Source organism: Paenibacillus sp. FSL H3-0329 (genome assembly GCF_037963285.1).
Lineage (GTDB): Bacteria > Bacillota > Bacilli > Paenibacillales > Paenibacillaceae > Paenibacillus_AQ > Paenibacillus_AQ odorifer.
In genome coordinates this window covers 1,124,402-1,137,104 of sequence record NZ_CP150150.1, presented here as the reverse complement: position 1 = coordinate 1,137,104, position 12,703 = coordinate 1,124,402, and the positions used below count along the sequence as shown (strand labels likewise).

Sequence of the window (12,703 nt, the reverse complement as noted above, 5' to 3'; positions counted from 1 at the left end):
TATATCACAAAATATGCTCTAATAATGAATGGAACACGTACTATCCTTCGAAAAATTCAGATTTAGTCCTCTTTCCGGTCATAACAGCGGTGATAACAACTGACATAGCCCTTCACCGAGTTTGACAATTCTCCCTCTCTCCTTAAATTTTACAGGATCAATGAATTCACTATGCTTTTGATCCTTTTCAAACCCCGCGACTAGCACTGCTATCGTCTCAGGATGCAGCAAAACCGCTGTCATTTCGAAATTAGAATAGAAGCTGCGCATATCCAGATTCGCACTTCCCACCGTACCCAGCAGATCATCCACAATCATGACTTTGGCATGCATAAATCCTTTGGTGTAGCGATAGAACTTCACGCCTGCATCTTGTAAATTCTCCAGATAAGACAAAGAAGCATGATAAACGAGCTTATTATCAGGCTTCGCCGGAATGATGATTCTAACATCCACTCCACGAAGGACTGCACTCTTCAAAGCACGACAAATCGCAGGGTCCGGAATAAAATACGGTGAAGTAATCCAGATCCGTTCCCTAGCAGAGCAAAAAGCGGCAAAATACATCTCCTGAGAAGCATCGATCGCAGCATCCGGTCCACTTCCTACAATCTGCACGGCTTCTTGCTCCTTACAAAAATGCTCAGGGAACAAACGAGGATGACTCATACCTTCACCAGAGGCCAGTCTCCAATCCTTCAGGAAGACATACTGAATATAATAAACAGAATCTCCTTCTAGACGCAGATGAGTATCGCGCCAGTAACCCATCTTGGCGTCCTTTCCTAAATAATCATCCCCGATATTCATTCCACCCGTAAAACCAATCAATCCATCCACCACTAGGATCTTCCGATGATTGCGGAAATTAAAACGACGATCCAGTAAAGAACTAACCGGAGGTAAAAAAAAGTGGAACTCCACCCCGGCATTTCTCATGGTTTGAATAAACCTACGGCTTAATCGATGACTGCCCAGTCCATCACAAAGCAAACGCACCTTAACTCCCTGCCGCGCCTTTCGAATCATAACGTCCTGAAATTGCTCTCCGATCTCATCATCACGATAAATATAAAATTGCATGTGGATATGTTCTTTTGCCTCTTCCATGGCTTTCAGCATTGCGTCGTACGCTTCTCTCGCAGTTGACAGTACTCTGCTTTTGTTATGGCCTGTAATAGGCCCTTCCGAGAGCTTTGCAAGCAAAACCAATAAACCTTCGTTATTCTCAAACTGAGCGTTTCCAGTATCCGACGCTTGTTTTACTACCTTAATCTTGCCAGTGACATACGAACGAATTTCCCGGAAGAGCGAAGTACATCTTTTGTTCAATTTTCTATTCTGTCTGTAGTCACGACCTAGAAAATAATAGAATGCCAGACCAAGCGGTGGACAACAGAAGGAAATAAACAACCATGCTATAGCCCTTTGCGGGCGGCGGTACTCCAGAAATACAATCAATGCAATCTGTATGATAAAAAGAATTAGAATTATCGCAAAAATCTTCAATTCTCTACCCCCTCAATTAATAAAAACAGATGCAATAGACTCTCTGCGATGACTCTAGTACAGGTTTTGCCGTAACTCTCCTTCTTTATTCAAACAAACCGTTGTCATGTTCCTGAAAGATATGGAATACATAGAGTAGTAGGACAATTCGGATGAGCCTAATGGAAGAAAAGTCGTTAGCCTCAGGTATCGCAAGCGGCTGCCATAAGCCGCAGAAAGGAGAAGCCATGAAGAGTCAGCCAGATCATAAACGGATTACGCTGCTTGTCGTAAGGGATGCCGGACGTCCAGTCAAACAGCTACACATCTCCAAACCGCTAGCGTTCGCTTTGCCGGCAGCAGCAGCCCTCTCTATCTCCAGTCTGGTCACCTCTATGCATTTCCATGCCTCTCAGTCCATCTCACAGCTAGAAGCCGAGGCAGCCGCACTATCGCTAACCAATCTCCGCATGGAAATGAAGGTCGCCGACAAGGATAAAGATTTAACCCAGCTTCGTAGCCAGGTCAGCGAACTTTCGGAAGAGGCAGATAACATTAAAGACAAGCTGAAGAGTGTAAATGCACTGGAACAGGAGCTGCAAGCATTGATTAACAAAAGCAAAGGTGCTGCTGCCGCTACAGACACGAATGAATCCCAACCGGAGAAATCCGCAACAGAAAAATCAAAAGCTGGATCGGCCACTTCAAATTCAACATTAGGTTTATCGAGCCGTCTTTCTTCTCCTGTTCCTAAAGAGACCTCCTTTAAGCAGAGTACTGAAGAGAACTCATCTTCCACTTCTCTATCCGCCATAAGTTTCCGCTTTGGAGCCATTACTGCAGCCCTTCCAAAAACACTCACCCCACAGGTTGGTGGAGAATACATCGCGGTGTATCAGAACGACGCTACAAGCTTGGTGGAAGAAACTAAGGATGACTTTGAGGAGATTCACGGAATGCTTGATGAAATGGTGGAAAGTATTACACAGACAATCACACAGGCAGAGCATGAGAATAACGTACAAGCAAATCTGCAAGCTCAAAAGGCCCGTGCAGAAAAGGCTAGACTTAACGCAGTACCGCTTTGGCCTACCGAGTCCAAAGTTATTTCTTCAAGCTTCGGCTACCGCTCAGATCCATTCAAAGGTTTGTCTGCTTTCCATTCCGGTGTCGATATTGCCGGGAACATCGGTGATCCTGTATATGCTGCCTTAGATGGCGAGGTTATTACTGCGGAACAAATGGGCGCACGCGGAAAATACATCGTGCTTAAGCATTCAAACGGGTTGGAAACCTGGTACATGCATTTGAACGGAATGAACGTATCTGCCGGAGACAAGGTTAGCAAGGGGCAAAAAATCGGCTTGCTTGGAAGCACTGGCCGAAGCACAGGTCCTCACCTTCATTTTCAGGTTGTGAAGCAGAATAAAACTGTCAACCCTTTGGCGTATGTCAAACCCTAAGGATTCATTCAATTTATATAATAGGAGGAATTTATAAATGTGGAACAAACGGCAGCAGCGTGTCCCCTTTAAATCTACCGATTCCCTAATAGGGCATGGAGGAACACTGGAGGGCAAGGTGCAATGCGATACAAACCTGCGGATTGAGGGTACCTTTAGCGGTGAGATTATTTGCAGTGGTGTCGTGACTGTAGGAGAAGAAGGAACAGTGCGCTCCAGTATTAAAGCGGAGGAAATCGTGATTGCCGGCAAAGTATACGGGGATGTTACCGCAGACCGCAGACTCATTATGACCGGAACCGGGGAGTTACATGGCAATATTTCAGCAGGAGCACTTAGCATTATGGAAGGCAGCCTCCTGAATGGCTCCATTGCCATGCAAGAACAGCCCACCTCTGAAAAAGCAGGTGAGCCCAAAAGTAATATGAAAAAGGACAAGGCAGCCAAGCGCTCCTCCAAAGCACAAGGAACACTCGAAGCCGGCTAGACTTATTTCTATGAGGCAACGTCCCTTTTACGGAAGACAATCCAGGAAATGGCCAGGAATAGGATATAGTACACCGCTAGTACAGCTATGGAGAAGCCAAGTGTAGAGCCCCCCGGACCCGTATCCGACAATAGGTAGCCTCTTAGATCCATATGTGTGAAGATCAAGTATTGGGCCCATTCAAACCGTTCTGGACTAAAAATAACCGTAAAAATACTCTTGGCAAACATAATAAATAAGGATAATCCAATAGCCAGTCCACTTGCGCGGAATACGCTAGATACCATGAAAGCCAGAGCAGCGGTCAGGAAAAGCTCAATGTAACGACATAGGAGATCTAGGAAGGAATATTCCGCTGGGCTCCAAGCCGTAATGGATGACATCGTATCTCCCGAAGATGAGGAGAAGATTAACGAAGCAGCAAAGCCAAAAGCAATCAATACTGCGGTGCTAAGCAAACTGAATAACACCATGGAAATATATTTCGAGAGCAGGATCTTGGAGCGACTCCACGGGCGAATCAGCAACAGCTTGATGGTTCCCCAGGTAAATTCGCCCGCTACGGAGTCAGAAGCCACTACAACGGTAAATATTGTATTCAAGAAGAACGCAATACTCACCGTCATCTGAAAGTTGTCCCAAAGCCCCATAAGCGATGAATCGCCTTCGCTTGTGAAATAAATAAGCGCAGGAAGCAGCACGCTCATCACTGCAAGAATAAGCAGCATAATCCATGTGCGGACACGGCTGTATATTTTGATATTCTCATTATGTATGAGAGCTGTAAATTCACCCAATTCCTTCACCTCCTGTAACCTCTAAGAATTGATCCTCCAGCGTACGGGCAAGGGCTCTGATGCTATACACCTTAATCCCACCTGCCACTAGCTTGGCATTTAATTCTGCGATCTCCTCACGCTCTGCCTCAAGCACAAGTCCCCCACTCTTAAATACTCCACGTCCAATGAGGGCTAGAGCAGCTTCAGCATTATCAACCTCGAACAAGGTTTCTCCCAGAGGCATTGCAGTATTGCCTACCCCTTTCAGCTGCTTCACATCCACCAGTCGTCCATTTTGGATAATCGCCACGCTGTCACACATGAGCTCCATCTCGGAAAGTAAATGACTGGAGACGAATACAGTTGTTCCTTCTTCCTGACATAAACGTCGTAAATAGTCTCTAAGCTCGCGTATCCCTTGTGGATCCAGGCCGTTGGTTGGCTCATCTAGAATCAGCAGCTTGGGTCTGTGCAGCAGTGCCTGAGCCACTCCCAGCCTCTGACGCATTCCCAGTGAATAGGTCTTAACTTTGTCATGAATTCTTTGACCTAGTCCAACTAGCTCGACGACCTCGTCTATCCGTTGCTTCGTTACCCCTGGCACCATCCGTGCATATTGGCGCAGATTCTGATAACCGGATAGGAACTTGTACATCTCAGGATTTTCTACAATGGCCCCTATATTTGCGATAGCCTCTTCAAAATGGTTTTTAATACTACGGCCACAGATCAAGATGTCTCCACGACTAATGGAAATCAACCCCACCATCATCCGTATTGTAGTAGTCTTACCTGCTCCGTTGGGCCCCAAAAAACCGAAGATTTGTCCAGGCGGGATGTCCAGCGTTAAATCGCTCACCAGCGTTTTCGAGCCGATTTTTTTGGTGACTCCCTGCAGGCGGGCAACAGGCTCCATCAATATTTCTGTATTCGACATAGTCTCACTTCCTTTCATCTATAACCTAGTTTACCACATATACCCTTTTTTCCGAAAATCACTAGAGGATACGAGTCTGCCATCTAAAAAAAGGAACCTGACTTCTCCGGCATTAGGAAGAGTCAGGTTCCCTTATTCATTTAGTTCCTATTTCATTCAGGTACAGCAGTTTAGCCGCCAACACGGGCAAGCTCGCGCATATTCGCTTCAAATGCAGCCATCAACGCAGCTTCTCCGGTCAACCCGGTTTGTTCTACCTTACGAATTTGCTCCATCATCCGTTTGTAATCCTTCGGAATGACACGAACGAAGTTCGGCAAGCTATCTGCCCACTGATCCAGTACCCGTGCGCCAGCCGCACTACCTGTAAGCTCGGTATGCCGGATAATCAGCTCACGCAGCTCTTCGATCTCCTCAGACTCTTCCACTCTCTCGAGCAGTACCATTTCGAGATTGCAGCGGCCGATGAAGGTTCTATCCGGGTCGTAGACATAAGCGATACCGCCTGACATCCCTGCCGCAAAGTTACGGCCAGTTTCACCAAGGACAACCACTCGGCCTCCAGTCATGTATTCACAGCCGTGGTCACCCACGCCTTCTACAACAACCTTCGCTCCGGAGTTACGGACGGCAAATCGTTCACCAGCGATACCGTTGATATAAGCTTCTCCACCTGTTGCACCGTAGAATGCAGTATTTCCGATAATGATATTGTCCTCAGCAGCAAAGGTAGCTTTCGGAGATGGCTTGATAATAATCTTACCACCTGACAATCCTTTACCTACATAGTCATTGGAATCTCCTTCCACCGTAAGTGTGATCCCCTTAGGCACGAATGCACCCAAGCTTTGACCAGCAGAACCGGTGAAATGAAACCGAATCGTATCATCTGGCAAACCTGCGGCCCCATACTTGCGGGTCAGCTCGCTGCCAAGGATAGTTCCGACGGCACGATTAACGTTCGTGATTGGCAGTGATGCCTCAACAGCCGTACCCGATTCCAATGCAGGTGCTGCCAGGTCGAGCAGCTGCGAGACATCCAGTGTCTCTTCCAGACCATGATTCTGGTATTTACTGCGGAAGCGTGTGCTTCCTTCCGGTAATTCCGGTGTATGCAGCAGGCTGCTCAAATCTATGCCTTTCTTCTTCCAATGCTTCGACGCCTGAGTTGCGTCTAGGCAATCGGTACGGCCTACCATCTCTTCAATTGTACGGAAGCCGAGACTTGCCATAATTTCACGTAGATCCTGTGCCACGAAGGTCATAAAGTTAACTACATGCTGCGGATCCCCAGTAAAGTTCTTACGAAGATCCGGATTCTGGGTAGCTACACCAACCGGACAAGTATCCATTTGGCAGACACGCATCATAATACAGCCAACAGATACTAGCGGAGCAGTAGCAAATCCATACTCTTCGGCCCCAAGCAATACAGCTACAGCCAGATCGCGGCCGCTTAACATTTTACCATCTGTTTCTAGAACAACACGGTCACGCAGATTGTTGAGCATCAATGTCTGATGGGTTTCAGCCAAGCCAAGCTCCCACGGAAGACCCGCATGACGAATGGAGTTCATCGGCGATGCCCCTGTACCTCCATCATAGCCACTAACCAAGATAATATCAGCGCGCCCTTTGGCTACACCAGCAGCAATCGTACCCACTCCAACTTCCGATACGAGCTTAACATTAATGTTTGCACGTGGATTTGCATTCTTCAGATCATAGATCAGCTCTGCCAAATCCTCGATTGAGTAAATATCATGATGCGGTGGAGGTGAGATCAGACCGACACCTGCTGTTGAGCCACGTACTTCAGCGACCCAAGGATAAACTTTACGTCCTGGAAGCTGTCCACCTTCCCCTGGTTTAGCGCCCTGAGCCATTTTAATCTGGATCTCATCAGCGTTAACTAGGTAGTTCGAGGTAACACCAAAACGTCCGGAAGCTACTTGTTTAATCGCACTGCGGCGTGAATCACCATTGCTATCCGGAATATAGCGAGCTGGATCTTCGCCGCCTTCCCCCGTATTACTCTTGCCACCGATACGGTTCATCGCAATGGCCAGTGTCTCATGTGCTTCCTTACTAATGGAACCAAAGGACATTGCACCCGTCTTAAACCGTTTCATAATAGACGATGCCGGTTCTACTTCTTCCAGTGGAATCGGTTCATAGGCTGACTTGAATTGCAACAAGGAACGAAGCGTCAATTGCTTCTCGCTTTCTCCTTGAACAAGGGCAGCATATTTCTTGTACATATCATAATTCCCACTACGCACAGAGTGCTGAAGCAGATGAATGGTCTGTGGATTGAAAAGATGCTCTTCCCCATCATTACGCCATTGATAATCGCCACCGGAATCAAGCACCTTATCATTTCCGTCTTTTTCTGTAAAAGCACGGTTATGATGGATAAGTGCCTCAGTTGCCACTTCCTCCAGGCCAATACCGCCAATCCGGGAAGGTGTCCAAGTAAAGTAGCGATCCACGAACTCAGAGTTCAGACCCACAGCTTCAAAAATCTGCGCACCGCGGTAAGATTGAATCGTCGAAATTCCCATTTTGGAAAGAATCTTAACTACGCTCTTAGTCGCAGCTTTAATATAGTTCTTCACTGCTTTTTCATGCGAGATTCCCCGCAATAAGCCTTGGCCGATCATATCATCCAAGCTTTCAAAAGCCAGATAAGGATTTACTGCGCTCACCCCATAACCGAGCAGCAGCGCATAATGATGGACTTCACGTGGTTCACCGGATTCCAGCAAAATACTTACTTTCGTCCGTGTTCCTTGGCGGATCAAATGGTGATGCAGACTCGATACCGCAAGCAGCGCTGGAATCGCAGCATTCTCACTGTCCACACCGCGGTCAGTCAGAATCAGAATGTTATGCCCTTTAGCCATAACACGGTCAGCAGCCTCGTTCATGCGCTCAAGCGCGATGCGTAATCCTTCTGCCCCAAGCTCAGCCGGGAAAAGAATTGGAATAGACATCGATTTGAAGCCTGCACGGCGAACATGGCGAATCTTAGCAAAATCTTCGTTCGAAAGAATTGGCGTTTGCAGCGAGATCTGGCGGCAGCTTTCCGGTTCCGGTTTAAGCAAATTACGCTCTGGTCCAATCGTAGTCGTTGTGGATGTAACCAGCTCTTCACGAATGGCATCGATGGGTGGATTCGTTACCTGAGCAAACATTTGTTTGAAATAGTTATAGAGACGTTGCGGGCGGTCCGAAAATACAGCGAGTGGAGCATCATAACCCATGGAACCGACAGCTTCAGCACCAGTAGATGCCATTGGCTCAAGCACCTTGCGCAAGTCTTCAAAAGTATAGCCAAAAGCCTGCTGTAGCTGTTGTACATTGTCATGCTTAGGATTTGGCAGTTCAGGCGCATCCGGAAGCTCATCAAGACTGATCAAATGCTCATCCAGCCACTGGCGATAAGGCTTCTCAGAGGCGATAGCCGATTTAACTTCCTCATCTGAGATAATGCGGCCTTCCTTCGTATCCACAAGCAGCATGCGTCCAGGTTTCAGGCGGTCTTTATATAAGATGTCCTCTGCTGGAATGTCCAGTACACCGGCTTCTGAGGATAAAATAATCATATCGTCTTTCGTTACATAATAACGAGCAGGACGCAGACCGTTACGGTCCAGAATAGCGCCGATTTGTATCCCATCGGTAAAGCCCATTGCAGCAGGCCCGTCCCATGGCTCCATTAGAGTACTGTGATATTCATAAAATGCTTTTTTATCAGCATCCATACTATCATGATTGCTCCATGGTTCAGGAACCATCATCATGGCTACCTGTGGCAGGGAGCGTCCGCTCAAATAGAGAAACTCAAAGGTGTTATCGAACATTGCAGTGTCCGATCCATCCGGGTTAATAACAGGCTTGATCTTGTTCAGATCTTCACCAAACACTTCGCTCTTGAACAATGACTGGCGTGCATGCATCCAGTTCACATTACCACGCAAGGTGTTGATCTCACCGTTGTGGATCATAAAACGGTAGGGATGCGCACGTTCCCAGCTTGGGAAGGTGTTCGTGCTGAAACGGGAGTGAACTAACGCGATCGCTGATTCCAGCTCTTCGTTCTGCAAATCCAGGTAGAATTGTCCGACTTGTTCTGTAGTCAGCATGCCCTTGTATACAATCTTACGGCACGACAAGCTTGGTATATAGAAGGATTCAGCCTCTTCTACACCACCGTAACGAATGGCAAGCTCCGCACGTTTGCGGATAACATAAAGCTTACGTTCAAAAGACAATTCATTCGTGACCAAAGCCGAGCGGCCGATAAACACTTGACGCACAAAAGGCTTAGCAGCTTTCGCTGTCTTGCCAAGCATTTCATCATAGGTAGGTACATCACGATAGCCGAGTACTATTTGACCTTCTTCAGCAATAATATTGCTTAAGAGGGCTTCATGCTGTGCCCGAACTTCTTCGTTATGAGATAAAAAGATCATGCCCACGCCATAATGGCCTTGTTCCGGCAAAGTAAAGCCTAGCTTCTGAGCTTCACTTGCAAAGAAACGGTGCGGAATTTGAAGCATGATACCTGCTCCGTCACCAGAGTTGGGTTCGCTACCTTGGCCTCCCCGATGCTCCATATTAAAGAGCATTGTCAAAGCATTACTTACGATATTGTGAGACGGTGTGCCTTTAATATGAGCTACAAATCCCATGCCGCAAGCATCTTTTTCGAACTGGGGATCATACAGGCCCTGTTTTACGGGCAGTTCAGTGTGTTTCATCGAACGCAACCTTTCTATTATAAAGTATGCAATGTCTTAGGAAAATTTTTCACATGAAAATCTTAATAATCATTCAATCCAGATTAGTGCTATTATTTTATCACCGAGGTAACATCAGCGCAATTTAAACTTTTTTATGATGCTGATTAACATTTGTTTTTGCATCACAGCTTTAGCGAGTAAAAGTTTAAAAAAACTTCACGATGCATAATTATACATAAATAACGCATAAGTGCATATGCAATGAAAGCGTTACAAGATTTTTCATCCCTTCTAATATGTTTGCAAGAAAAAGGGTTTTTATGATTTTAAATCAAAAAAAGCGTCTCCCGGAGGAGACGCTTTTTTATACTTTTTTTTCAAAAAATCTATCAGTTTATACAGTCAAAACTTGTTCACTTTTCACTCCAACTTCATTCTCACGGCTACGAGTCATGAAGTAAGCGAAGGTAAGAGCAAGGAATCCAAGACCAAAGATTGCCAGGATACCTACATCTCCCCACATTGCACTGAAGTCACCTGTAGAAATTACTGCTTTAAGACCACTAACTGTGTAAGTCATTGGAAGCAGTGGATTAAAGAATTTCATCCAATCAGGGATCAATTCAAGTGGGAATGTTCCGGCACTAGTTGTTAATTGGAAAATAAGAATAACGATAACAACGAAACGTCCCGGTTGATCCATCCAAGTAACAATCGCTTGAACTACCCATGTGTAAACTAAACTTGTTAAGAATGTAAATACGAAGAATAGCGGTTTACTTTGTACTTCCAATCCAAGTCCATACAATACAACCACAGCAGCCAGCATAGACTGGATAAAGCTCATGATTGTGAAAGTAAGCGTACGGCTAATGAAACGGTTCATACGGCTAGCACCAAGGACAGCCGAATCACGCATTGGAATAACAATTGTTGAAATCAAAGCACCTACAAACAATCCAAGGGATAGGAAGTAAGGAGCAAAACCTGTACCATAGTTCGGAACATGATTCACAACTTGATCCTCAACCACCACTGGTTGTGCGAACATTTCCATCATTGCATCTGTTTTGTTCACACTGCCTGTTTTTTCAGCAGCATCGCCAAGCTTAGTTGCCAGTTCTGTTGATCCAGATTTCAGATCATCCATACCATCTTTCAGCTCGCCTGCGCCATCAGCCAGTTTTTTCGAACCATCTGCTACAGCACTGATACCGGAACCTAGTTCGCCTACACCGCTTAACAGTTTTGTAGTACCATCGCCAAGCGCTTTACCGCCTTCAGCCAGCTTGCTGCCTCCAGCTGCAGCTTCTTTAAGCTTCGCACCAAATTGTTGCATCCCTGCATTCAGCTTATCTCCACCGGTTACAAGTGCAGATGCGCCTTGTGCCAGTTTTTGTTGTCCTGTCAAAAGCTGTGTGCTACCAGCATTTAATTGCTGTGCTCCATCATGCAACTGAGTTACACCAGCAGCTAACTGCTGTGAACCCGAGTGCAATTGAGTTGCACCTTGTGCCAGCTGCTCTTGCCCACTGTGGAGTGCAGTAGCACCCTGTGCCAGCTGCTCTTGACTTTGTTGCAGTTGCTCACTGCCTTGTGCCACAGCTGCACTGGCTGCCAGCAGCTTCTGTACCGCTGGATTTTGTGCCAGCTCAGGACTAGCCTGTGCCAATTGCTCCAATCCTTGAGCTACCGCTTTAGCACCCTCAGTTACCTTCGTGCTGCCTGCGGCGGAAGCTTGCAAACCTGCTTCCAGTTTCGCGCTGCCATCTACGGAAGAAGTTAAGCCTGCTTCCAGCTTCGCGCTGCCATCAACTAAAGATTGTGTTCCTGCTTGTAGTTTAGAAGTACCATCCACAGCAGACTGCGTTCCCGCCTGAAGCTGTGTTGCCCCTGTTACAGCTTGTTTCAAGCCGTCACTAAGTTGTTTACTGCCGGCAGCACTCTGTGCAACACCGTCTTGAAGCTGCGTATGTGCAGTAGACAGTTGTTGCAATCCGCTTGCCAACGTGGTTGATCCTGTTTTAAGCGCCGTAGCACCTGCATTCAAATCAGTCACGCCTTGTGTAAGGGGTTCTACACCATTTTGAAGTTTACCTGTACCATCTGTCAGTACAAGTAGATTATCTTTCAGCTTCAAGGCTCCGTCATCTAGCTTACCAGCGCCATCAGCGATCTTGGAGGCTCCATCTCCTGCTTCGCCCAATCCATCAGATACTTCTGTAATCTGATTGAATACAGACTCTACATAAGCTTCAGTTACTTTAGCAGATACTTTATTTTTAATTTCTGCTACAGCCGTACCACCGATTTGACCAGCCAAGAAGTTGTAACCTTCATTTGGCTCATAAATAATTTTTGCCGGCTGTGGTTCATCATCCATAAGAGTAGTAGCTTTAGCAGAAAAGTCTTCCGGAACAATGATCGACATATAATAAGTATTGTCCTTCATTCCTGCTTCCGCTTCTTCAAGGGAAACGAAGTTCCACTGGAAGCCGTCGGTTACCTTCAACTCTTCTATAAGATCATTACCGGCTTGTAGTTGCTTGCCTTCATAATTAGCGCCGACATCCTGGTTGACCACAGCAACCGGAAGCTCATTCATCTTGCCATACGGATCCCAGAATGCCTTCAGGAAGAATCCGCTGTACATCACCGGAATAAATAGGATAGCAATCATTGGAATTAGCACCTTCGGATTTCTAAGGGCTGCGCCAAGATCCTTGGTAAATACGGATAATGATTTCATTCTGGTTCTCTCCTTATGAGCTTATGCTCTCTTTAAAATGCTTTGTTTGCGA

At 46.4% G+C, this 12,703-nt stretch carries 7 protein-coding genes; 2 read left to right on the top strand and 5 right to left on the bottom strand.

All coding sequences use genetic code 11. The annotated features are described in order from the left end of the window. Nucleotides 1-78 precede the first annotated feature (78 nt). Nucleotides 79-1,509 carry a cardiolipin synthase gene (gene cls, locus NSQ66_RS04875; RefSeq protein WP_076104236.1) on the bottom strand — a complete coding sequence of 477 codons (1,431 nt, stop codon included), beginning with the start codon at nt 1,507-1,509 and terminating at the stop codon, nt 79-81. A gap of 152 nt (nt 1,510-1,661) precedes the next feature. Between cls and NSQ66_RS04870 the strand changes: the two genes are divergently transcribed. Both NSQ66_RS04870 and NSQ66_RS04865 read left to right on the top strand, forming a co-directional pair. After that, nucleotides 1,662-2,951, top strand: a complete 1,290-nt coding sequence (locus NSQ66_RS04870; RefSeq protein ID WP_076179869.1) for a M23 family metallopeptidase — start codon at nt 1,662-1,664, stop codon at nt 2,949-2,951. Between the two features lie 37 nt (nt 2,952-2,988). After that, nucleotides 2,989-3,438, top strand: coding sequence for a polymer-forming cytoskeletal protein (locus NSQ66_RS04865; protein ID WP_038568928.1), 450 nt, complete (start codon nt 2,989-2,991; stop codon nt 3,436-3,438). Between the two features lie 8 nt (nt 3,439-3,446). Here the strand turns inward: NSQ66_RS04865 and NSQ66_RS04860 are convergent, their stop codons facing one another. The 4 genes from NSQ66_RS04860 to NSQ66_RS04845 all read right to left on the bottom strand — a co-directional run bounded on the left by NSQ66_RS04860 (nt 3,447) and on the right by NSQ66_RS04845 (nt 12,651). Further along, the gene (locus NSQ66_RS04860; RefSeq protein ID WP_038568926.1) at nt 3,447-4,235 is read right to left on the bottom strand and encodes an ABC transporter permease; all 789 of its coding nucleotides are present in this window, start codon (nt 4,233-4,235) and stop codon (nt 3,447-3,449) included. After that, nucleotides 4,228-5,154, bottom strand: coding sequence for an ABC transporter ATP-binding protein (locus tag NSQ66_RS04855; protein ID WP_235219382.1), 927 nt, complete (start codon nt 5,152-5,154; stop codon nt 4,228-4,230). The genes NSQ66_RS04860 and NSQ66_RS04855 overlap by 8 nt, the downstream gene beginning before the upstream one ends. A 170-nt stretch (nt 5,155-5,324) precedes the next feature. Beyond that, nucleotides 5,325-9,920: a glutamate synthase large subunit gene (gene gltB, locus NSQ66_RS04850; protein WP_076141782.1), complete on the bottom strand. Its 4,596-nt coding sequence runs from the start codon at nt 9,918-9,920 to the stop codon at nt 5,325-5,327. A 376-nt stretch (nt 9,921-10,296) separates the two neighbouring features. Then, nucleotides 10,297-12,651, bottom strand: coding sequence for a YhgE/Pip domain-containing protein (locus NSQ66_RS04845; protein WP_038568922.1), 2,355 nt, complete (start codon nt 12,649-12,651; stop codon nt 10,297-10,299). Nucleotides 12,652-12,703 lie beyond the last annotated feature (52 nt).

Coding starts and splice junctions, on each gene's coding strand:
- NSQ66_RS04870 (WP_076179869.1), top strand. CDS start 1,662: ATGAGCCTAATGGAAGAAAAGTCGTTAGCCTCAGGTATCGCAAGCGGC.
- NSQ66_RS04865 (WP_038568928.1), top strand. CDS start 2,989: ATGTGGAACAAACGGCAGCAGCGTGTCCCCTTTAAATCTACCGATTCC.
- NSQ66_RS04855 (WP_235219382.1), bottom strand. CDS start 5,154: ATGTCGAATACAGAAATATTGATGGAGCCTGTTGCCCGCCTGCAGGGA.
- gltB (WP_076141782.1), bottom strand. CDS start 9,920: ATGAAACACACTGAACTGCCCGTAAAACAGGGCCTGTATGATCCCCAG.
- NSQ66_RS04845 (WP_038568922.1), bottom strand. CDS start 12,651: ATGAAATCATTATCCGTATTTACCAAGGATCTTGGCGCAGCCCTTAGA.